21 protein-coding genes and 1 other annotated feature are annotated in these 20,803 nt (G+C 36.3%); of the genes, 2 read left to right on the forward strand and 19 right to left on the reverse strand.

The genetic code is table 11. The annotated features are described in order from the left end of the window. Positions 1-5: 5 nt before the first annotated feature. The 3 genes from ACX9YW_RS07175 to ACX9YW_RS07185 all read right to left on the reverse strand — a co-directional run bounded on the left by ACX9YW_RS07175 (position 6) and on the right by ACX9YW_RS07185 (position 3,604). Complete coding sequence (locus tag ACX9YW_RS07175; protein WP_460344022.1) at positions 6-923, reverse strand: ABC transporter permease; 918 nt, start codon at positions 921-923, stop codon at positions 6-8. A gap of 2 nt (positions 924-925) precedes the next feature. Beyond that, on the reverse strand, positions 926-1,861 hold the full coding sequence (locus tag ACX9YW_RS07180) for an ABC transporter permease (RefSeq protein ID WP_460344026.1): 936 nt from the start codon (positions 1,859-1,861) through the stop codon (positions 926-928). A gap of 108 nt (positions 1,862-1,969) precedes the next feature. Continuing rightward, complete coding sequence (locus ACX9YW_RS07185; RefSeq protein ID WP_460344029.1) at positions 1,970-3,604, reverse strand: peptide ABC transporter substrate-binding protein; 1,635 nt, start codon at positions 3,602-3,604, stop codon at positions 1,970-1,972. Between the two features lie 494 nt (positions 3,605-4,098). After that, positions 4,099-4,343 (forward strand) — a binding site (T-box leader). Between the two features lie 61 nt (positions 4,344-4,404). On the opposite strand from ACX9YW_RS07185, the gene trpS reads away from it, so the two are divergent. Continuing rightward, a complete protein-coding gene (gene trpS, locus ACX9YW_RS07190; RefSeq protein WP_460344032.1) occupies positions 4,405-5,394 on the forward strand; it encodes a tryptophan--tRNA ligase in 990 nt (329 codons plus the stop codon). A gap of 33 nt (positions 5,395-5,427) precedes the next feature. On the opposite strand, the gene ACX9YW_RS07195 is transcribed toward trpS, so the two are convergent. The 12 genes from ACX9YW_RS07195 to ACX9YW_RS07245 form a co-directional block, all read right to left on the reverse strand. Then, a complete protein-coding gene (locus ACX9YW_RS07195; protein ID WP_460344035.1) occupies positions 5,428-6,174 on the reverse strand; it encodes a YjbA family protein in 747 nt (248 codons plus the stop codon). Positions 6,175-6,265: 91 nt separating this feature from the next. Further along, complete coding sequence (locus tag ACX9YW_RS23895) at positions 6,266-6,505, reverse strand: YuzI family membrane protein (protein ID WP_495994847.1); 240 nt, start codon at positions 6,503-6,505, stop codon at positions 6,266-6,268. Positions 6,506-6,698: 193 nt separating this feature from the next. Then, complete coding sequence (opp4C, locus tag ACX9YW_RS07200; protein WP_460344038.1) at positions 6,699-7,607, reverse strand: oligopeptide ABC transporter permease; 909 nt, start codon at positions 7,605-7,607, stop codon at positions 6,699-6,701. Between the two features lie 11 nt (positions 7,608-7,618). After that, complete coding sequence (gene opp4B, locus ACX9YW_RS07205; RefSeq protein WP_460344637.1) at positions 7,619-8,584, reverse strand: oligopeptide ABC transporter permease; 966 nt, start codon at positions 8,582-8,584, stop codon at positions 7,619-7,621. A 37-nt stretch (positions 8,585-8,621) separates the two neighbouring features. Further along, positions 8,622-10,340, reverse strand: coding sequence for an oligopeptide ABC transporter substrate-binding protein (gene opp4A, locus ACX9YW_RS07210; protein WP_460344041.1), 1,719 nt, complete (start codon positions 10,338-10,340; stop codon positions 8,622-8,624). A gap of 40 nt (positions 10,341-10,380) precedes the next feature. Beyond that, the gene (locus tag ACX9YW_RS07215) at positions 10,381-11,394 is read right to left on the reverse strand and encodes an ABC transporter ATP-binding protein (RefSeq protein WP_460344043.1); all 1,014 of its coding nucleotides are present in this window, start codon (positions 11,392-11,394) and stop codon (positions 10,381-10,383) included. Further along, on the reverse strand, positions 11,391-12,413 hold the full coding sequence (locus tag ACX9YW_RS07220) for an ABC transporter ATP-binding protein (RefSeq protein WP_460344046.1): 1,023 nt from the start codon (positions 12,411-12,413) through the stop codon (positions 11,391-11,393). The genes ACX9YW_RS07215 and ACX9YW_RS07220 overlap by 4 nt, the downstream gene beginning before the upstream one ends. Positions 12,414-12,548: 135 nt before the next feature. Beyond that, positions 12,549-13,340, reverse strand: coding sequence for a DUF2268 domain-containing putative Zn-dependent protease (locus ACX9YW_RS07225; RefSeq protein WP_460344049.1), 792 nt, complete (start codon positions 13,338-13,340; stop codon positions 12,549-12,551). A 93-nt stretch (positions 13,341-13,433) separates the two neighbouring features. Next, a complete protein-coding gene (gene fabF / locus ACX9YW_RS07230; protein ID WP_460344052.1) occupies positions 13,434-14,672 on the reverse strand; it encodes a beta-ketoacyl-ACP synthase II in 1,239 nt (412 codons plus the stop codon). 21 nt (positions 14,673-14,693) lie between these two features. Then, positions 14,694-15,629, reverse strand: a complete 936-nt coding sequence (locus ACX9YW_RS07235; protein ID WP_460344055.1) for a beta-ketoacyl-ACP synthase III — start codon at positions 15,627-15,629, stop codon at positions 14,694-14,696. Positions 15,630-15,757: 128 nt separating this feature from the next. Next, positions 15,758-16,564 carry a hypothetical protein gene (locus ACX9YW_RS07240; protein ID WP_460344058.1) on the reverse strand — a complete coding sequence of 269 codons (807 nt, stop codon included), beginning with the start codon at positions 16,562-16,564 and terminating at the stop codon, positions 15,758-15,760. Positions 16,565-16,704: 140 nt separating this feature from the next. Beyond that, complete coding sequence (locus ACX9YW_RS07245; RefSeq protein ID WP_460344061.1) at positions 16,705-17,430, reverse strand: hydrolase; 726 nt, start codon at positions 17,428-17,430, stop codon at positions 16,705-16,707. 217 nt (positions 17,431-17,647) lie between these two features. On the opposite strand from ACX9YW_RS07245, the gene ACX9YW_RS07250 reads away from it, so the two are divergent. After that, positions 17,648-17,836: a YjzD family protein gene (locus ACX9YW_RS07250; protein WP_460344064.1), complete on the forward strand. Its 189-nt coding sequence runs from the start codon at positions 17,648-17,650 to the stop codon at positions 17,834-17,836. Between the two features lie 30 nt (positions 17,837-17,866). Here ACX9YW_RS07250 and ACX9YW_RS07255 read toward each other — a convergent pair whose 3' ends face one another. From ACX9YW_RS07255 to ACX9YW_RS07270, 4 genes are all read right to left on the reverse strand, one after another. Beyond that, positions 17,867-18,046 carry a YjzC family protein gene (locus tag ACX9YW_RS07255; protein ID WP_460344067.1) on the reverse strand — a complete coding sequence of 60 codons (180 nt, stop codon included), beginning with the start codon at positions 18,044-18,046 and terminating at the stop codon, positions 17,867-17,869. A gap of 89 nt (positions 18,047-18,135) precedes the next feature. Beyond that, on the reverse strand, positions 18,136-18,852 hold the full coding sequence (locus ACX9YW_RS07260) for a YwiC-like family protein (protein ID WP_460344070.1): 717 nt from the start codon (positions 18,850-18,852) through the stop codon (positions 18,136-18,138). A 149-nt stretch (positions 18,853-19,001) separates the two neighbouring features. Continuing rightward, the gene (mobB, locus tag ACX9YW_RS07265) at positions 19,002-19,541 is read right to left on the reverse strand and encodes a molybdopterin-guanine dinucleotide biosynthesis protein B (RefSeq protein WP_460344073.1); all 540 of its coding nucleotides are present in this window, start codon (positions 19,539-19,541) and stop codon (positions 19,002-19,004) included. Next, entirely contained in the window at positions 19,535-20,800 is a 1,266-nt protein-coding gene (locus tag ACX9YW_RS07270) for a molybdopterin molybdotransferase MoeA (RefSeq protein WP_460344076.1), read from the reverse strand. The genes mobB and ACX9YW_RS07270 overlap by 7 nt, the downstream gene beginning before the upstream one ends. Positions 20,801-20,803: the final 3 nt, after the last annotated feature.

The raw sequence follows: 20,803 nt of genomic DNA on the forward strand, positions 1-20,803 counted from the left end.
ACTCCTTATTTGCGTAATCGTGGGTCTAATGCATCCCGTAAACCGTCGCCGATTACGTTAAATGCAAAAATGGTTAAAGCAATAAACGTAGCTGGGAAGAATAGACGCCATGGATAATATTTTAATGCTGGTAATCCGTCTGAGGCCATTGTCCCCCAACTTGCTAATGGAGGAGTTAAACCTAACCCTAAAAAGCTTAGAAATGATTCCGTAAAAATGGCAGAAGGAACAGTTAATGTCATTGTTACTAAAATCGGACCCATTGTATTTGGAATTAAATGTTTACCCATAATTCTTGGTATACTTGCCCCTAAAGTTCTGGATGCTAAAACATATTCTTGCCCTTTTAATGATAATACCTGTCCGCGAACAATCCGCGACATGTTAATCCACCCTGTGATTGTCATTGCTAAAATCATTGTACCAAGACTTTGTCCTAAAACGACCATTAATAGAATGACAAGTAAAAGATAAGGAACTCCGTATAAAATGTCGGCTGCTCTCATCATAAATTCGTCAACACGACCACCCTTATAGCCGGAGATTCCGCCCCATAATACCCCAATCGTAAAATCGATTAAAGCAGCGAATACCCCAATGGCTAAAGAGATTCGTGCACCTTCCCATGTCCGAGTAAAAACATCACGTCCAAGGTCATCTGTACCAAACCAGTGATCACTTGAAGGGGGTTTATTCGTGTTCATCAAATCGTTTTTCGCATAATCATATCCGGTCATATAAGGACCAAAGATAGCAAAAAAGATCAACAAGGCTAACAAGACAATTCCAAACATCGCAAGCTTATTTTTTCGAAAGCGCATTGAAACATCTTTCCAGAACGAAAGACTCGGCTTTTCAATTTTTTCAGCATTAATGCCTTTATTACCCACTATTTGAAATTTTTCTTTAGATAATGGTTGCATATTTACTCTCCTTTCTTCCCGCCGGCAATTTTGATACGTGGATCGATTAAGCCGTATGCGATGTCGACTAGAAGAATAGAAATCAATAGGATTACACTATAGAAAACTGTGACACCCATAATAACTGTATAATCGCGGTTTGAAATTGATGTAACAAAATGTGAACCTAATCCAGGAATACCAAATATTTTTTCAATAACAAAGCTTCCGGTAATAATCCCAGCTGATAATGGTCCCATATACGATACAACAGGCAATAGTGCATTACGGACTGCGTGTTTAACCGTAATAACCCCTTTACTTAAACCCTTAGCTTTGGCTGTTCTAATATAATCGTTTGCTAAAACCTCTAACATACTTGAACGAGTTAGACGAGCGATAAAGGCCATTGGAGAGGCAGCTAATGCTAAAGATGGTAAGATCGTATGGGCAAATGAATCCCAGCGAGCAACCGGTAAGAGTCCCCATTTGATAGCAAATAAATATTGTAAGACTGTCGCCATAATAAACGAAGGGACAGAAATACCAAAAACGGCTACAATCATTGCACCATAATCTTGCCATTTATTATGATGAAGGGCTGCAAGAATTCCTAATAAAAGACCTAAAGCTACTGCAATTAAAATGGCTTGAGCACCTAGGGCCAACGAAACTGGAAACCCTTCACTAATTAAGTCATTAACCGTTCTTGTTTTATATTTAAACGATGGACCAAAATCCCATTGCACGATTCGAACTAGATAATCAGCATATTGCTGATACCAAGGATCATCTAAGCCATAATGTGCATTTAAAGCTGCTTCAATTTCGGGAGGTAATTGTTTTTCAGAAGTAAATGGATTCCCTGGTGCTAGACGCATAAGGAAGAATGTTGCAGTTACGATTAAGTATAATGAAAGCAACATGTAGAGCAAACGTCTTGTAATGTATTTCGCCAATATGCACACCTCCAATTGTTAGTAAATTTCGAAAAGTCCTATTCAATAATCAAGGTATATGAGCAATTAGCCCATATACCTTATTATCATTCTTATTCACTTCAAACCTTATTCAAAGTGAGCCCATTTTAATTGAACATCACCAAGACCAGAAACAACAACGTCTTTTAAGTTATCCTTCTCTACCCATACGTTTGTATAGAAGTAGATTGGCGCAACAGGCATTTCATCCATGAAGATGGCTTCTGCATCTTTAAGCATTTGCATCCGCTTGTCTGGATCTGTTTCTTTTTGTGAATCATCTAGTAATTTTTTGAATTCAGCATTTTCCCAAAGGGTATCATTGTTACCACCGTTCTTTTCACGGTATAGCTCTAGGAAGTTAATTGGGTCGTTGAAATCACCTAACCAACCCATACGACCAACCATGTAATCGCCTTTGTGTAACTTATCGATATAAACTGCCCACTCAGAATTATCAAGTGTTACATTTATACCAAGATCGTTTTTCCACATATCTTGTACAGCTTGAGCAATCTTTTGATGGCCTTCACTTGTGTTGTAAGAAAGAGTAATTGTTGGTAATTCAGATACATCTTTATAACCTAATTCTTCTAAACCTTTTTGTAAAAATTCTTTTGCTTTTTCAATATCATGATCGGCAAAATAGCCTTGTTCATTTTCAGGAATCATAGATGGAGGTACCGCTGCCATTGCAGGGATTTGTCCACCTTGCGTAATGTTTTCTACAATTGCTTTACGATTAATGGCATAAGAAAGTGCTTTACGAATATTTTTGCTCTTTAAAGGACCTTGTTCTGTTTGGAACTTGTACCAATAAGTTCCTGCGATAGGCTTAACAACTAAGTCACCAGATTCCTTCAATTGTGGTAAAGCGTCCGTTGGAAGTGTTCCAAATGGAGCACCAGCACGGTCTAATTCACCGTTATCGTACATTGATAATTCAGTGTTAGGGTCGTTAATCATATACATTTCAATTTTTTCTAACTTTACTGTATCTGCATCCCAATAGTTTTCGTTCTTTTCAAGAACAATTTTATCTTGATGAGACCATTCAGTTAGTTTAAAAGGTCCATTAGATACATTATCTTTGCCAGCCTCAGTGTGCCAGTTTTCATTTGCAGTTGCTACCTTATGGTTGATCGGGTAGTATGTGTAGAATGCTGTTAACTCTAGGAAATATGGAGTTGGATTTTCCAACGTTACTTCCAAAGTTTTTTCGTCTACTGCTTTAACTCCGATATCATCAAGTGAACCATTACCTGTGTTGGCCGCTTGTGCGCCCTTAATGTAATAAAGTTGGTACGCATAAGAAGCTTGGTGTGCAGGGTCTAATGCCCATTTCCATGCATATACAAAGTCTTCCGCGGTAACAGGATCACCGTTAGTCCAATTTGCATCACGTAACTTGAATGTATAAGTCTTTAAATCATCAGAAATTTGTACATCTTCAGCCATCGCATTTTCTGGCTTTCCGTCTTTATCAAGACGAGTTAAACCTTCGAACGTTTGCAATAAAACTCCACCTGATGTAGAGTCACTAGCTAAACCTGGATGTAGAGTTGGTGGTTCAGAGTTAATGTTAATACGTAACTCTTGAGGTACATTAGCAGCTTTATCACCTTCGCCAGCATTATTTTTGCTGTCTTTACCAGCACAAGCAGCTAAAAACATACTTAATACTAGTAACATGCTAAAAAAGATCGATAATCTTTTCTTCATTGTTTTTACCCCCTTATTTTTTTCCCACAAAGAATCTTTACCTTTTTACATTTTCCCAAAATACATTTGTCCATCCACTAAATATTAATGGAATAGTCAGTTAATTTTTCGCGCAAAATATACTTTCGAAATAATAAAATTGTTTTCCGTATACTTACGAAACTATTAATATCTCTAAACGGAAAAGTAACAACTTTCTAACAATTATTTAGAAAATAATGTATATAACCTAATTTATACTGAGAATGTTACGAAAATAGTAAAGATTCATTTGTTAGATTTATTATAAATAGTTAAAAAAATTATTGCAAGCATCATTTCCGTATAAGGTAGTTAGTATTCTAGTATAATATTAGATAAATCATTGTATTATCAATATTCCTATCGACATTTTTCGACTTTTTGCTCATCAAAAAAATTTTTTCTTTCAATTTGAAACCTCCAAAAAACTTGCTTTTTTTTACTTTTTGAGGTAATTTATAATAAAATATTTCAATAAAGCGATGAAAAAGATTAGTACATTTATCGACGGATTTTTAGAGAGTTTGTGGCAGGTGTAAACAAACATCCTCGTAAATGGAATGGACTTTTGAGCTGTGAGCAGGAAGGATTTTATCATCTGGTATGGCTTAACGTTAACCTTACGTTATCAAGGTTCCTCATGAATGAAACTTAATTGAGGGTATGAGAGACTCATTTGGAGTAATTAGGGTGGCAACGCGGACCATTCGTCCCTATTTATGGACGAATGGTCTTTTTTTTTATCTTAAAGTGAATAATTTTTTTGGAGGCTAAAAAAGATGCAAACGATTTTTTCAGGTATTCAACCTAGTGGGACAATTACACTTGGGAATTACATTGGGGCTTTAACACAATTTGTTGAACTTCAGCATGAGTATAATTGTTACTTTTGTATTGTTGACCAACATGCCATTACCGTACCACAAGATCCACAGATTTTAAGAAAGAATATTAGAAGTCTTGCTGCACTTTATCTTGCTGCAGGAATGGACCCAGATAAGGTTACAATGTTCATTCAATCGGAAGTCCCTGCACACGCCCAAGCAGGATGGATGCTTCAATGCGTTGCTTATATTGGAGAGTTAGAACGTATGACTCAGTTTAAAGATAAATCTGCAGGTAAAGAAGCTGTAGTTGCGGGTTTATTAACTTATCCACCGCTTATGGCTGGCGACATTTTACTATATAATACTAATATTGTTCCTGTTGGAGAAGATCAAAAGCAGCATCTAGAATTAACAAGAGATCTTGCAGAAAGATTTAATAAAAAGTATCGCGACATTTTTACGATTCCAGAAGTTCGGATTCCTAAAATTGGTGCCAGAATTATGTCTTTGCAGGATCCTACGAAAAAAATGAGTAAATCAGACCCTAACCCAAAGGGATTTATCAGTCTTCTGGATGAGCCAAAACAAATTGAAAAGAAGATAAAAAGTGCTGTAACAGATTCAGAAGGGACCGTTAAATTCGACAGAGAAAATCGCCCTGGAATCTCTAATCTAATCTCGATTTATTCAATTGTTTCGAAAAAGTCAATTTCTGAAATTGAAACTTTATATGAAGGAAAGGGATATGGTGTATTTAAGTCTGATTTAGCCGAGGTTTTAATTAATGAACTCCAACCAATTCAAACAAAATATCATGAACTAATGGAATCTTCCTATCTTGACGAAGTTCTTGATAAAGGTGCAGAAAAGGCAAATGCCGTCGCCAATAAAATGATTAAAAAAATGGAAAGTGCGATGGGCTTAGGTAGAAAAAGAAAATAATAAAAAAGCGGAACACTTATTAAAGTGCTCCGCTTAATTTACTTTTGGGCCATGTTCCATTTCCCAAAGTTTTTCGAAAAATGGTTGTCCTTTAATTAGATTTTCACAAAAATTAGCATGCTTTACAGACCAGCCTTGCTTAATTTCCTCAAATAATTCATTCCAAATATTTTCAAATTGCATGCTTTGTAAATATGAATACTTGACTGGATTCCATTCCGTGTACCAGTATCTTATTTCAGATGTATTTTTTGAAGAATACAGCTGGTCCAAAGCCATAAATAATAACTGTTTTAACTGCCGTTCTCTTCGCGTCAGACCCGCCATTAAATCAGGTTCAGGGGACAGAATATGAAAGTCTTTTTTAGTTAATGGTTGATTGAATTGATATTTCTTAGGGGAATGATTTTCAACCATCTCATAGACAAGCTGTTCTTGTCTAGGAATTAGCCTGCTTTTTCTGATTGGAATATGGTAACCAATTGTATCAACTGCAAGAATTCCTACACCATCTGTTACAATAAAACAATAATCTAATTGGATTCTTTCATGGTTTTTTCGTAAAAATGCTTTTTGATAAATGTCATCTAATAACTGCTTCGGTAGCTCTGATAAATCGTTTTCAATATAATGGAAAAGGATTGGTTCAACCTTAACTAATGGCACTTGATCCAATAGCTCAACCCCATCGTCCTTTCTCCATTCATGAAAATGACAGACATTATAGCCGTTCTCTTCACCCTCAAACCAATTTACCCAAACATCATGAAGATATAGCATGGCAAAAATCCCTCACTTCAAGAAACTGTTTGTCAACAGTATGGGCAGTACTTAGTAAAATTATTCCTTTTATGGAGAAACCTTGGCGTATCTATTTTTTGTTTTTGGAGAATGAATGGGGAAAATATATGCTTACCCATATAAAGATGATACCTAATGGTAAAAGATGGCACTCTATTTTTTTCGATATGAATAACAAATATTCAATCATCCCATAGCCTGTTGTTAAGAGATTTAAATAGGCAATTGTACTAATTCCGCCCGAAATAGCAAGCCCAAAACCTGTTAATAATATAAATGCTCTAAACAACATTGTAATAACCACATCCATTATATAGGCTCGTCCCTCATATATTGCATATATATGATATATAAAATGAAATCAGAATGAATAAGCTAAAAAACTCTTTTATTATGAACATGTAAGGACGAAAATCGCTTTGAGATGATTATCTTATTTTCCGGAAATCAGTTGACAAGACCCTTCCCAATAAAAAAAATCTACCATTTTTGAATGGTAGATTTTATCTTCGTGAACGTGGGTTAAAGGCATCCTTTAATCCTTCTCCAACGAAGTTAATAGAAAGTATCGTTAGGGTAATGATTAATGCAGGTGGTATCCAAATCCAAGGTTTACCTTGTAAAACATCTGGCTCCCTTGCGAATGAAAGCATATTCCCCCAACTTGGAATTTCAGAAGGAACACCAAATCCTAAGTAACTTAATCCTGATTCAGCTACAATCATAGTCGCAAATAATAAGGTTGACTGTACAATAATGGTAGAAAGCACATTTGGAAGTAAGTGTTTAACGATTACCTTTACTGGAGAACATCCTATTGATACTGCAGCTAAAATGTATTCATTCTCTTTTTCAGCCAGTACCTTACTTCGAACAATCCTTGCTACCCCTCCCCAGCTTAACGCACTAATAACGATGATTAAAACCGCTAATCCGTTTAATTTACCGAAGAAAATAGCTCCTAATACGATAACAAAGACAAGAAATGGGAAATTCAAGATAAAGTCAGTAAATCTCATTAACATACTATCGACCTTACCACCGAAATAGCCCGCTACTGAACCAACGATTGTGCCAAGTAAAACAACAAAGAATGTACAAGAAATTCCAACTAGTAGAGAAACCCTACCACCATATAAAAGTCTTGTAAAAACATCCCGTCCGTTTTTATCTGTTCCTAACCAATGTTCAGCTGAAGGTCTTAATGACATTTCACCGATATTGATACGAGTGATGTCCAAAGTAGTAATGTATGGCGCCAAAAATGAAACAATCGTAACGATAATTAGATAAATTAGACTTAACATAGCAAGCTTATTTTTCAAAAACTTTCTACGTGCAATCGCAAATGGTGACATACTTTTTTGCGGCTTTACTTGCACAGAGGTTTGGGGTGCAGTTGATAATTCCATGTCCGTACCTCCTAATCCAATCTTATGCGCGGATCAACAATACCGTATAGGATATCCGCTACAAGATTTCCAAACAAAGTTAAAAACGAGAACATCATTGTTAAAGCCATAAAGACTGGATAATCTTGCTGACTTAATGAGTTTAAGAATAATTGCCCGAGACCCGGATAAGTAAAGATCGTTTCAGTAATAATTGCTCCTCCAACAATATTAACAATATCGAATCCTAAAAAGGTAATAAGAGGAATAATTGAATTACGAAGAATGTGTTTGTTATAAATGGTTGACTCAGAAGTTCCTTTTGCTCTAGCCGTTCTCACAAAATCCCTTCGGCTATTTTCTATAATATCATTACGCAAAAATTGCGTATAACTTGCGGTACTCAATAATCCTAATACAACAGCTGGTAAAAATACGTGGTGAAGCCTACTTAAGTAATAAGCAAATGTCCCATCTTGCACCGAAATATCGACTGAACCGTTCGATGGAAACCATCCTAAATTAAAGGAGAAAAAGTAAATGGCAAATACCCCTGCAACAAAGGAAGGTAATGCTAGTCCGAGGTAATTGGCCCCCGCAATAATATTGTCACCTATTGTATATGGCTTTCGTCCTGAATAAATACCCATTATAAAAGCAAGAACATAAGTAATAAAGAGTGATGTTGCACCTAATAATACTGTATTTGGCAATTTTTCCATGATAATATCACTTGCAGGAATTTTATATCGAGTAGATCGGCCAAAATCACCTTGAACAAACTTGGAAATCCAGTTGAAATATTGAATATGAATTGGGTCGTTATAGCCCAATTTTTCACGCATTTCTTCGATATATTGTGGGTCCGTATTATTCGGGTCAATTTCCCCACTGAGGGAGTCCCCTGGCATCATCTTTGCCAGGGTAAACACTACAATGGAGATAAGGAAAAGCATAGGGATCATGCCGAGCAAACGGCGTAACGTATATTTAAGCATCATGCAATCTCCTTATCAAAAGAATCAATCAATTGTCTTATTGCTTAATCCACCATTCATGTGGATCATTGTAACCAGAAACATCAAATTTAACGTTTTGAACTCGTTTGCTTACAGCCATAACTTCTTCAAGTTCTAGGATTGGTAGGGCAGGAACCTCTTCGTTGAAAATAGCTTGCCATTGTTTGTAAAGGTCAGCACGCTTTTCAGTATCTGTACCAACTACACTTAGATCAACAGCATCTTCTAATAATTGTTGTCCTTCTTCACTTACCCAACGAGGGTAGTTCCAAACTGTGTCAATACCCCATGTTGGTAGTGGATCTGGGTCAGCACCAGTTCCCCATCCGCCGTAGAATACTTCTAGAGCTGGGTCATCTTTTTCAATTTGATCATAGTATAAGTTTACATCTGTCATTTGAAGAGTAGATTTTAAACCAACTTCTTCCCAATATTGTGTGAACGCTTTTGCACGTGCTTCAAATGTTGGGTTACCAGTGTCATAGTGAGAGAATTTAACTACAAATTCTTTACCATTTGGATCTTCACGGAATCCGTCGCCGTTTACATCTTTATAACCAGCTTCATCAAGTAATTGTTTTGCTTTTTCTGGATCATATTCATATTGAATTGGCATATCTTCATTTGGAGCTGCAATCCAGTGAGATGTTGGAACTGGACGGTTTAATGGTTTTCCTAAACCACTAAAGAATGCATCTACCCATTTCTCACGATCGATTGCATATAGCATCGCTTGACGAAGTTTCTTGTCAGCATACTTCGGCTTATCCATAACGTTTTTCTTACCATCGTACTTACCTAACTTAAATCCAATGTAGTAATAAGAAAGACCAGGGTATCTTACTACATCAATATTATCTAGAGCTTCTACTTCAGCTAAAATACTTGGGTGGAATGGTGTCATATCAAGAGTTCCATTCTTTAATTCCCCAGTTGTTAACTCACTAGCAATAACTTTTACAATGATTTTTTCGATATGTGGCTTACCTTTCCAGTAATCATCGTTACGAACTAATTCAACGGACTCACCTGGAATGATCTTGTTAACTTTGAATGGACCTGTACCAACCGGCTTTTGACGAACCTGTGGAGATTCAGCCATTTTCTTTGGATCTACGCCTTCGAACTCTTTACGAGAAAGCGGGTATGTCCATAGGTTTTCTAAGTTATTTACACGAGCTTTGTCAAACTTTACATTAAGAGTATAATCATCAACTACTTCTAGACCAGAAATTGAATCTGCTTTGCCTTCGTTGAATGCTACTGCACCTTCAATTGTGTTAACGTTTGACCAACGTTGGTGTTCTCCACCAATAGTAGCAATTGTTTCAAGGGCAAATACCCAGTCATGAACAGTTAATTCTTCACCATTATGCCATTTTACACCCTTTTGGAATGTAAATGTGAAATTTTGGTTATCTTCAGTTGTCCAGCTAGCGATATTTGGCTCTGCTTTAAGATTTTCATCATAACTAATTAAACCATCATCAAAGAACGCAATAATATCATCGTCACCATCTGCATCATAGAAGTTCCAGTTTAATAGACCTTTAAATTCAGATGATAATGCATATGTTAATGTTCCACCATCTTGTGGTTCGTTGTTTTCAACAGGAGTTTTTCCATCATCGCCGTCAGGTTTGTTCGAGGCTTTATCATCTTTATTACATGCTGCTAAGAAAGCAGAAAGTACAAGAATCATCGAAAAAAGCCATAATAATGATTTTTTCTTCATTTTTGTTTGTTCCCCCCAAAAATTATTGTTTTCTCAATTCCTAGTAAAGGTGACATGCCACCTCGTGTCCCGGTTTCACCTCCTTTAATACAGGCTTCGTTACTGAACATTCATCTTTTGCTACTGGGCAACGAGGATGAAATGGACAGCCTGAAGGTGGATTTAAAGGACTTGGTACATCGCCAGTTAGAACGATGCGATTAGCCTTCCTTCTTGGGTCAGGCACTGGAATCGCAGAAACTAGTGCTTTTGTATATGGATGTAACGGCTCAGCATAGAGACTATTTTTGTCACTAATTTCGACCATATTTCCTAGATACATAACACCAATGCGATCACTCATATGCTTAACGACACTAAGGTCATGAGCAATAAATAAGAATGTTAATTCAAATTCATCTTGTAATTCTTTTAATAGATTTAGCACCTGTGATTGGACAGATACGTCAAGAGCAGATACCGGCTCGTCAGCGATGATTAGTTTGGGTCTTAGAGCAAGGGATCTAGCAATTCCAATCCGCTGTCTTTGTCCACCGGAAAACTCATGGGCATATTTATAATAGGCGTCAGGCGGTAGACCTACCTTATTAAGAAGTTCCATAACTTCTGCCTTCAAATCGTCTTTACCCATTTTTTTGTAATTTTTAATTGGCTCTGCAATAATATCGCCAACCATTTGAATTGGATTTAAGGAAGCATAAGGGTCTTGAAAGACCATTTGAATATCTTGACGAATATCTTGTAGGCTTTTCCCACTTAACTTTGTTATATCCTTACCGTCAAAGAGAATTTCTCCACTCGTTGCATTTAATAGTCTGATAATGGTTCTACCGGTTGTAGATTTCCCACATCCAGACTCTCCTACTAAACCGAGCGTTTCCCCTTTATTAATAGTAAAGGAAATATCATCAACCGCTTTAACATTTCCTATAGTTCTACGGAAAAATCCACCTTTTACGGGATAATAGGTTTTTAGATTTTTGACCTCTAAAAGGGCCTCTTTATTTTTACCTTCTTTAATCTTTGTGTGATTTTTTGCATCTACTGTGCTCACTTCATTTTCACCCCTTCATGTGCCTTACTCGTTTCATACAGAAGGCAGGCGACTTCGTGACCTTTGTCCGTTTCCGCTAAAAGTGGAGTATATTCTAAACATTCCGGCATTGCTGCAGGACATCTCTCAGCAAAACGGCAACCCTTTTTAGGCATATTTTTTAATGAAGGTACAATCCCTTTAATAGAACTAAGTTCTTCCACATCTTCATCCATTTTTGGAATAGCTCCCATTAATAGTTTCGTATATGGATGCTTTGGATCATGGAATAATGTATCAACATCTGTTTTTTCAACGATTCTACCGGCATACATGACGATAACTTCATCACACATTTCGGCAACAACACCAAGATCGTGAGTAATTAAAATGACAGACATATCATTTACTTGCTGAATTTCCTTTAAAAGTTCTAAAATTTGTGCCTGGACTGTTACATCTAATGCTGTTGTTGGCTCATCAGCGATTAACAGTCTAGGTTGGCAAGCGATTGCAATGGCAATCATAACCCTTTGTCTCATTCCACCTGATAGTTGATGAGGATATTCATCAATTATTTTTTCAGGTCTTGATATTCCTACACTTTTTAGAAGAGCAATACTTTTTAACCGTGCTTCTTGTTTAGAGATTTTCTGATGATTAAAAAGTACCTCTTGAAGTTGGAACCCAATGGTGAAAACTGGATTCAATGAAGTCATTGGTTCTTGGAAAATCATTGAAATGTCTTTTCCGCGAATTCTATTAATCTCTTTATCTGTTAATTTCTCTAAATGTATCCCATCAAAAACAATCTCACCAGAACGAATTTTCCCAATTCCTTTTGGTAAAAGTTTCATGATGGAGAGGGACATTACGGATTTTCCGCAACCTGACTCACCAACAATCCCGACAATTTGTCGAGGCTTTACCGTGAAGGAAACATTATCAACAGCATTGTGAAATTGACCATCAATGTCAAAGGCTGTTTCCAAGTTTTTCACTTCAAGCAAAGGTGCGTCTTTGTGTAATTTTCCACTCATAGGGACACCTCTTATTTTTTTGAATTATTCAGTTTTATTTGATTTAAATATTATTACAGAGTTGTTACAATTGCAACACTTTTTTTAACTTTTTGAAAGCAAAAGTTTAGAGTTACTAAAAAAAAGCCTGTATTATCAGGCTTGACAAATGTTACTTTCGATAAAATTTTCTGACAAAATCTGAAAAGATTCTTTCGTAGAATAAGAATTTTCTTGCCGATAGTTTCTTACAAGATTGTATCCCATCGTGTAACCTAACATATTTGGCATAAATCCTTTTCCAAATAATAGTTGGTCATGTTTCGGGTGTTTTTTGTTCAATTTGATATTTTTTTCAAAATATCGTTGCCAATATTGCTTAAACTCGCTTATAGGTAACTTATTACTCCATTTTGCTACATAATTTTTCCCTAGATGTTCGTAAACAGCATCCTCAGCTAAGCCTTCCATGATTAGAGAATCTAATAGAGTGTATTCCTCGATCGATTTATTTAGACCATTTAGTCGGCATAGATGGTGGTATTCATGGACAAATAATGCCTCTACTTCTTTTACATCCTCTATATCCGATAAAAATAAGAAGAGTTTATCTGGAAAAGTTACTCCTGATTTATTTCCACTTTGCTGAGATACGCCTCTAGTAGTTCCAATCGGGAAAATATAAATGGGAAGGTTGGGACCGTTCCATTTTTTTTGATAATGATTAAATAGTAAATCTACCTTTTCCCAAATCTTATTTTTCTGTAACGAATAAAATTGTTCTGTCGTTTTTTTACTTGGTCGGTACATACCGAATTGCGTTAAATATTGATACAGCTTAGCAGGGTCTTCTTTTTCCTCTTTATTACATATTTTCTCACACATTTTTATCGGGTTATTCATATGCTCAAGTATCCATTTATCTGTATTTTCTACCCCCACCATCATCACCTCAACTGCTTTTTCAATATCTTATGATGAAATTAAAAATAGTGGCATAAAAAAAACAAGGAGTTAGCGATTAACTCCTTGTCTTACAAATTATTCCTGATATTTTTTAAAAGCAATTGTTGCATTATGACCGCCGAAACCAAGTGAATTACTGATTGCTGCTTTCATTTCCTTTTGCCGTGCTTCATTTGGAACGTAGTCTAAATCACACTCTGGATCCGGTGTTTCTAAGTTAATTGTTGGTGGTAACACATTTTCCTTTAACGCTAGAACGGTAAAGATGGCCTCTACTCCTCCCGCTGCACCTAATAAATGCCCAGTCATTGATTTTGTAGAGCTAACAGCGAGCTTATAGGCATGTTCTCCGAATACTGTTTTAATAGCCATTGTTTCATATTTATCGTTATATTCAGTACTAGTACCGTGTGCATTGATATAATCTATATCTTCAGGTGTTAGTCCGGCATCATCTAAAGCCATTCTCATTGCTCTTGCACCACCTTCTCCTTCTGGAGCAGGTGCCGTAATATGATAGGCGTCACCTGTCGCACCGTAACCGACGATTTCCGCATAGATTTTGGCTCCACGGGCAAGCGCATGACTTAATTCTTCCAAAATTACAATTCCTGCCCCTTCTCCGATGACAAACCCATCACGGTTTGCATCAAATGGACGACTTGCTGTCTTTGGGTCTGGATTTGTTGATAATGCCGTATTGGCACAGAATCCTGCTACCGACATTTTCGTAATAGGTGCTTCGGCTCCACCTGTCACCATTACATCTGCATCGCCACGTTGGATTACTTTAAAAGCATCCCCAATCGAATTTGTGCCGGTTGCACAAGCCGTTACCGTACAAGAATTGAATCCTCTCGCACCAAGTGTGATGGATACTTGACCAGTGGCCATATCCGGAATCATCATCGGTACAAAGAAAGGACTAACACGGCGATAGCCACGGTTTAAAAAAGTCTCATATTGGTTTTCGAAAGTTTCCATTCCGCCAATCCCTGAACCAATCCAAACTCCCACTCTGTGGGAATTTTCATCATTTATCAGTAGATCTGCATCCTTTACGGCCATTAGAGATGCCGCAATCGCATAATGAGTAAAGCGATCCATTTTTCTTGCATCTTTTTTATCAACGAAATCCTCGACGTTAAAATCAGTAATTTCTGCTGCAACCTTTGCAGGGTACTCATCAGCGTTGACTCTAGTTAATGGCCCGATACCGGATATGCCATTTTTAATATTATTCCAAGCCGTTTCAACATTGCTTCCAACTGGTGTTACGGCACCAACACCGGTTACTACAACACGACGTTTCATTCATTTCACTCCTATTAAAAGTTATCTACCCCAACGTAAGGCAATGGCTCCCCAAGTAAGACCTCCGCCAAACCCTACAAGGACAATTAAGTCGTCATCTTTTATTTTCCCTGCTTCTAATTCTTCGACAATTGAAATCGGAATCGATGCAGCAGAAGTATTACCGTATTTATGGATCGTTTTGGACATCTTTTCAATTGGTAATTCCAATCTTTGTCTTGAAGCTTCCATAATGCGAATATTCGCTTGATGCGGGATGAGGAAATCAACATCCTCCTTGGATAAACCTGCTTTTTCTAAAACATTGACACAGCTTTCACCCATTTGTCTTACAGCAAATTTAAACACTTCTCTACCATTCATCGTAATAAAATCCTTTTCCTGGTATAGATGTTTACCACCAGATCCATCTGCCCCAAGTTCAAATGATAAAATGCCTCTCCCATTAGAAACAGGTCCTAAAACAGCAGCTCCTGCACCATCACCAAATAGAACAGCTGTGTTGCGATCACTCCAATTAGTAATCTTAGAAAGTTTCTCTACACCAACTACTAGAATGTTTTTATAAGTGCCAACTTCAATAAATTGCTTCGCCATTACCACACCATACATAAAACCTGCACAGGCAGCACTTACATCTAATGCAGCTGCTCTTTTGGCCCCAAGCTTATCTTGAATCATACAAGCTACGGACGGAAATGGTTGGTCCGGGGTTACGGTAGCAACAACAATTAAATCAATCTCTTCAGGCTTAATTTTAGCATTCTCAATTGCTTTTAAGGCCGCTTCATAGGCCATATCAGAAGTATCTACTGAATCAGCAGCAATTCTTCTTTCTTCAATACCGGTCATTGTCCTAATCCACTCATCGGAAGTATCCATCATTTTTTCCAAATCATGATTAGACAAAATTTTTTCAGGTAAATATCTGCCTAACCCAATTATTCCAGCATTCATTTTGCGCCAACTCCCTTTTACCGATGTGTTTGGATTCCTGAGTTAATTTATATCAAATATTATGACTTGGTACTAATTTTATCAATGTTAACATTTCCTTGCAAGAAATAATAATCAAAAAAAATAAGCTACCGTAGCAGCCTTTTCAGATGGACCTTTTGTTTATTTAATCCATCCTCAATCTTAATACTCTCGTTTATCGAGATTAATTTTATCCTCTCGTCTATCTTTGGTTTATTTTGCTCTGGAATATTGGAAATAAACCTTTCTAGATTTAAATATCGTGCACATGCATACCACTGATTTGGTTTAGTGCTCTGTATGATGTATTGTGAATTCTCATGATCATTCATGATTTTCGCCATTTCTTTTGTTAAATCGTGAATATAGATAGCATCTACGGTTAGTTCTCTTTCGTCCAATTCTATTTCCATTTTAGTTTCATTGGCTTGTAAATATTTTTGAAAAAGAAAGGCAGATGGTTGCCATGGACCAAAAACGGTAGGTAAATAAATAATTTGAAACCGCACATGATTCTGCTCTAAGTCGGTGAAATGCTTATTTAATGACTCAGGCATTCTATTCACAAATACTATTGGAAGCAGGAAAACGATATGTTTCTTAGCTAAATGATGATTTCGATTATTTAAAGCTGTATATTGTTCAAATAAACTAATCGGATTAACTTTTTTCGAATAATATAAATCATAATACGAGACAATCATACTTGTTTCAATTTCCTCAACAAAGTCATCTAACCGTTTTTCTGTAAAATTGGCATTTCTTCCAATTAATAAACGTTTTTCTTCTAAATGTTCTTCAATACAATCTTCACTCCAACGATAGCCCTGTACCTCAATACCCGCCTCTAAAAACTCCTGACAAAGATTAAATCCTAAAAAATGATAAATTCCGAAAATAACTACCTTGTCCATAGAGTATTACCCCCAAAACAATTTGTAAAAGCACCTTTATTTTTTTGGGAATTAAAAGGTGCTTTACACGGTTTTTAAGACTCATTGTATCCTATGCTTGGAGTAAGATAATTATTTGTTAGATATAAAAACAAATAACATTAAAGCTCTTTCTCATTTTCTTTAAAGAAGGAATGAATAATTTTACCTAACCGCTGTTTTTTCTCAGGCACTAGAAAACTAAATTGAATCTGTACATTTTGCTGCTCCCATTGTTGGAAAACCTGTTTAGAATACTCCATTTGCCGATAGGACCTTCGGTCGGATAACACATGAATGATCTTAATCGGAATTTTCAAATTTGGTTCAGGTAGCTCATTTTGATTTTCGATATTTTCTAAATCGTTATTATAGGCTAACGCTATTTCACGCAATATTTTTTTGTAAAAGAATTTTTGCTCTTTTTCAAGTTCAAGCTGAATTTTCAATGAGAAAATGGGATTAATAAAAACGATAGACCTAATCTGATCATTTAATGATTTCATTAAGTCTAAGGCGATTAGGGCACCCATCCCTTCTGCAATGATATGAATTTTAGTATTTAATATTTCCGATCTCATAATGTGGTGATACAATCTTTCCGCCAACATTGTCGACTTTTTGTTTCCCCAATGCCTACCATAAAGATTAGAGTAGAAAATGGTATATCCATTTTGTTTTAATTGGTTTAATAAGAGCTGTTTCCCTTCATTTTGTGTCCAAAAGCTTTTATGTTCATCAACAAAATGTCGTTCATCTCCGATAATTAGGATACCAAAACCGTTTGGTATTTCGGAGTAATGAACCATGTTCCATTCCGTATCCAGTTTAAAGTTTCGGTATTCCATAAAAAAACTCCTTTACCCATGGCACTTTTATTTAGAAAAATACCTTGTCATATTCCTTCTAAATATTGTATGTTACTTCACATATTTGGCAAGGGAAAATGCCTATTTTTAGATGAAGTTTTCAATGCTAAAAATATCTCTAATAAAATTTCATTTCACATTTAGTTGGCTTATGATAATATATGATAGGAGATAGTAATAGGTAGAGGTGAGAAATATGCGTTATTTTTGGACTTTATTTTGGACATTTTTACTAGTGCAAATGATGAACTATGTTGTTACCTCCATGACTGGTACTACATATGATTTCATGACTGGAAACATTTTAGCAGTTATCGTTACGGTTCTAATCTTTATCGTTTCTACGGTTATTCCAAACGATCCAGTTGAACAACATCACCATTAAAAAAGACCATCAACAGATGGTCTTTTTTAATTACGGTTTTCTTTTATAGGTCCAGTGCCGTTTATCATTTGAAGTTTCCGGGAACGGATCTCCAGCTTTTAATTTTATTTGTTTTGGATTCACAACATTATCTCCAGTATCGCCAATTTCGACATAAATTCCATTATTTGGTGCTTTATGCCCTGATTTAAAAACATGGCTTTGGCCCATTTTCCTTCCCTCCATATCCTATAATCAATAGTAGTATTGCCTATTTCAACAAGATAACAATGGGAATTTGCACCATGTAGAATGCCTCATTAAACGAAACGAATGAGTAACGGAATGAAGAACAGGATTGAATTTGCAATTTCATAAACACCAACCTGTTTAGCCGAAAGTGGTTTTCCATAGAAGGCAATCGCTCTGACTAGGCTTGGTAAAAAGGCAAAAGCTATTAACCCTTCACCTAAAATGATCCATCCAATCGGAATCATCAAATGGAATGCCCATGATACCCATTTAAATGGAATATTCTTTTTTTCACGAATCATTGTTTTTACATAAAAGGTACAACCAAGAAAAAACAAAATACTAGTCATAAAAACAAGGATCAATTCATTTGTCAATTGTTCCGTCACAAGAAAACCACTCCCGATTCCTGCTATCGAAAAAGCGATGACAGCACTAACATCATTTCCAAATGCACGGTCCTGATTGTAATGGGAATAATATGCATTAATCATAAAAAATGGGAGCATCAATAGCCCAAAATACATTAATTTTGGTTGTGACAATAGTGGAATCAATAAAAATAACAGGGCTGGAACTAAGTAAATAAAAGTCCATTTTAAATAAAATGGAATCTTTTTTCGTTTAACCAACAATAGCATTGGGTAGGTTGCTAAGTATAATAACAGCCATCCTATGAAAAATGGGATATGTTGCCATAAAAATTTAGTTGCAGCTACTCCAAGCCAAAATGGGATAATTAACATCGCCCATGCACCATGTTGCTTTGGTAAAAATAACTTCATGAGAATCACTCCTCTTGATTGCTTATTTTTACTATATAAGAATGAGTAACCTCAAAAAGTGAAACTTATCACATTTCATCAAAGAAAGGAGGCATTTTTGCCCCCTTTTCACAAATTATTAATTTTTGGGTTTAGTATTGTGATTATGACTAATTTACAGACTTTCCTAATAGAGCTCTGATAAAATGAAATGTCCAAATCAGATGCTCATTGTTATCCAACATAAAATAGGGGACTAACGTATTTTGATTCATTTTCGCTATTAATGATCGGTCCCTTAAAAAGATGGCCATTATATTACTTAATTGATTTAATTTTTCTAAATCGGATGGATTTCTGACAATAAAGATTTTTGGGTGGCTTTCGTTTTTGTGGCCCTCGATTAAAATAATGTCCAGTTTGAATGGAACTAAAAGTTTAATCTGCTCCTCCAATGTCCATTGTGGTTGTTCCGCTTGAATAAGAACCCGTCCTTCTCCTTCTACAAGAGACACAGCAGCCCCTTTATGACAGTATGTCGCTGAATCCTTTTCTTCGTAAATATCTGGTTTTCCACCGTGCCCATGATGCTTAATTACCCCTGCCCGAATGTTTTCTATTGAAAGCATTTCTAAAAGTTGTTTAATAAAAGTTGTTTTTCCACTATTTTGAAATCCAACAACTTGAAGAATAAGCGGATGCTTTACCAAGGCCATTCACTTCCAACATGATCCTCTAATAACAGCACGTCCACCGTTGTTCCGTTCATAAACCCTCTCGTTCCACCAGGTAAAATCATTAATGAGTTAGCTCCTGCCAAGCTCATGACTATATTGGATTTGTCAAGACCACTCGGCACTACCTTTAATTGCCCATTTTCGACATATACCTGACTTCTGACAAATCGAACAAAAGGATTGGCTTTCGGGAAATCCGCTTCTAGAACGGCCTTCTCCTTTTTTAAATGAGGTCTATCAGCAAAAAGCATTTTTCGAATGATTGGTCTTGCAAATAGTTCGAATCCAACATAACAAGCTGATGGATTTCCTGACAAACCAAATAAGAGCTTTCCGTCAAGATGTGCTACCGTTGTGACACTTCCTGGGCGCATGCCGACTTTATTAAAAAGGACCTCAGCACCGAGTTTTTCATATATCGCTGGGATATAATCATAATCTCCCACTGAAACCCCACCAGTTGTTATTAATATATCTACTTTTGAAAGCGATTCTTTTATGGCTTGAAAACATTCATTAAAATCGTCAACCAGTTTACCGAAATAAACGACTTCCCCTCCCACACGTTTAATTTGCGCTGAAATCATGTGGGAATTGCTATTTCGAATTTTCCCTGGGACCAAATCATCTTCAACCTCTAAAAGCTCTGTTCCAGTTGCAAATAAACCGACTTTCGGCTGTTTAGCAACAGGCACATCCTTATATCCGAAGGTAGCCAAAACGGCTTGGACACCAGGATTAATAAACGCACCCTTGCTCACAAGAATTTCACCTTTTTTAGCATCTTCACCAATAAAAGAAACATTATCGCCCTTTTTAAAAGGACGTTTTATCGTCATAAAGGTTTGACTCCCTTCAATAAAATCCTTTGTCAATTCTAGCATAACTACCGTATCTGCTTCCTTTGGCATCATTGCTCCAGTCATAATTCTTACGGCTTCGTATTCGCCAAGTGTTTTATTGGAAACCATCCCAGCACCAATTTCGTCTATTACTCGAAATTTAACTGGATTCTCTTGGGAGGCATTTGCTGAATCCATAGAGCGAATCGCAAATCCGTCATATGGTGCCCGGTCAAAATGAGGGACATCACTTGTCGCGATTAAATCTTCGGATAGATATCTACCATAGGCGTTTGAGATGGGTATGTATTCGGTATTTCCTTTGATTTCATAAGCTAATACTTTTTTTACCGCTTCTCCTATCGAAATAGGAATTCGTTTTTCCAACATATT

It is taken from the genome of Pseudoneobacillus rhizolycopersici (assembly GCF_054786815.1).

Excerpts from the sequence above, each read along its gene's own strand:
- ACX9YW_RS07270 (WP_460344076.1), bottom strand. The coding sequence starts at position 20,800 with ATGTTGGAAAAACGAATTCCTATTTCGATAGGAGAAGCGGTAAAAAAA.
- opp4B (WP_460344637.1), bottom strand. The coding sequence starts at position 8,584 with ATGCTTAAATATACGTTACGCCGTTTGCTCGGCATGATCCCTATGCTT.
- opp4C (WP_460344038.1), bottom strand. The coding sequence starts at position 7,607 with ATGGAATTATCAACTGCACCCCAAACCTCTGTGCAAGTAAAGCCGCAA.
- fabF (WP_460344052.1), bottom strand. The coding sequence starts at position 14,672 with ATGAAACGTCGTGTTGTAGTAACCGGTGTTGGTGCCGTAACACCAGTT.
- ACX9YW_RS07225 (WP_460344049.1), bottom strand. The coding sequence starts at position 13,340 with ATGATGGTGGGGGTAGAAAATACAGATAAATGGATACTTGAGCATATG.
- ACX9YW_RS07250 (WP_460344064.1), top strand. The coding sequence starts at position 17,648 with ATGCGTTATTTTTGGACTTTATTTTGGACATTTTTACTAGTGCAAATG.
- ACX9YW_RS07220 (WP_460344046.1), bottom strand. The coding sequence starts at position 12,413 with ATGAGTGGAAAATTACACAAAGACGCACCTTTGCTTGAAGTGAAAAAC.
- ACX9YW_RS07195 (WP_460344035.1), bottom strand. The coding sequence starts at position 6,174 with ATGCTATATCTTCATGATGTTTGGGTAAATTGGTTTGAGGGTGAAGAG.
- ACX9YW_RS07185 (WP_460344029.1), bottom strand. The coding sequence starts at position 3,604 with ATGAAGAAAAGATTATCGATCTTTTTTAGCATGTTACTAGTATTAAGT.
- ACX9YW_RS07245 (WP_460344061.1), bottom strand. The coding sequence starts at position 17,430 with ATGGAATACCGAAACTTTAAACTGGATACGGAATGGAACATGGTTCAT.
- trpS (WP_460344032.1), top strand. The coding sequence starts at position 4,405 with ATGCAAACGATTTTTTCAGGTATTCAACCTAGTGGGACAATTACACTT.
- ACX9YW_RS23895 (WP_495994847.1), bottom strand. The coding sequence starts at position 6,505 with ATGGATGTGGTTATTACAATGTTGTTTAGAGCATTTATATTATTAACA.
- ACX9YW_RS07175 (WP_460344022.1), bottom strand. The coding sequence starts at position 923 with ATGCAACCATTATCTAAAGAAAAATTTCAAATAGTGGGTAATAAAGGC.
- ACX9YW_RS07255 (WP_460344067.1), bottom strand. The coding sequence starts at position 18,046 with ATGGGCCAAAGCCATGTTTTTAAATCAGGGCATAAAGCACCAAATAAT.
- ACX9YW_RS07260 (WP_460344070.1), bottom strand. The coding sequence starts at position 18,852 with ATGAAGTTATTTTTACCAAAGCAACATGGTGCATGGGCGATGTTAATT.
- ACX9YW_RS07235 (WP_460344055.1), bottom strand. The coding sequence starts at position 15,629 with ATGAATGCTGGAATAATTGGGTTAGGCAGATATTTACCTGAAAAAATT.
- opp4A (WP_460344041.1), bottom strand. The coding sequence starts at position 10,340 with ATGAAGAAAAAATCATTATTATGGCTTTTTTCGATGATTCTTGTACTT.
- ACX9YW_RS07240 (WP_460344058.1), bottom strand. The coding sequence starts at position 16,564 with ATGGACAAGGTAGTTATTTTCGGAATTTATCATTTTTTAGGATTTAAT.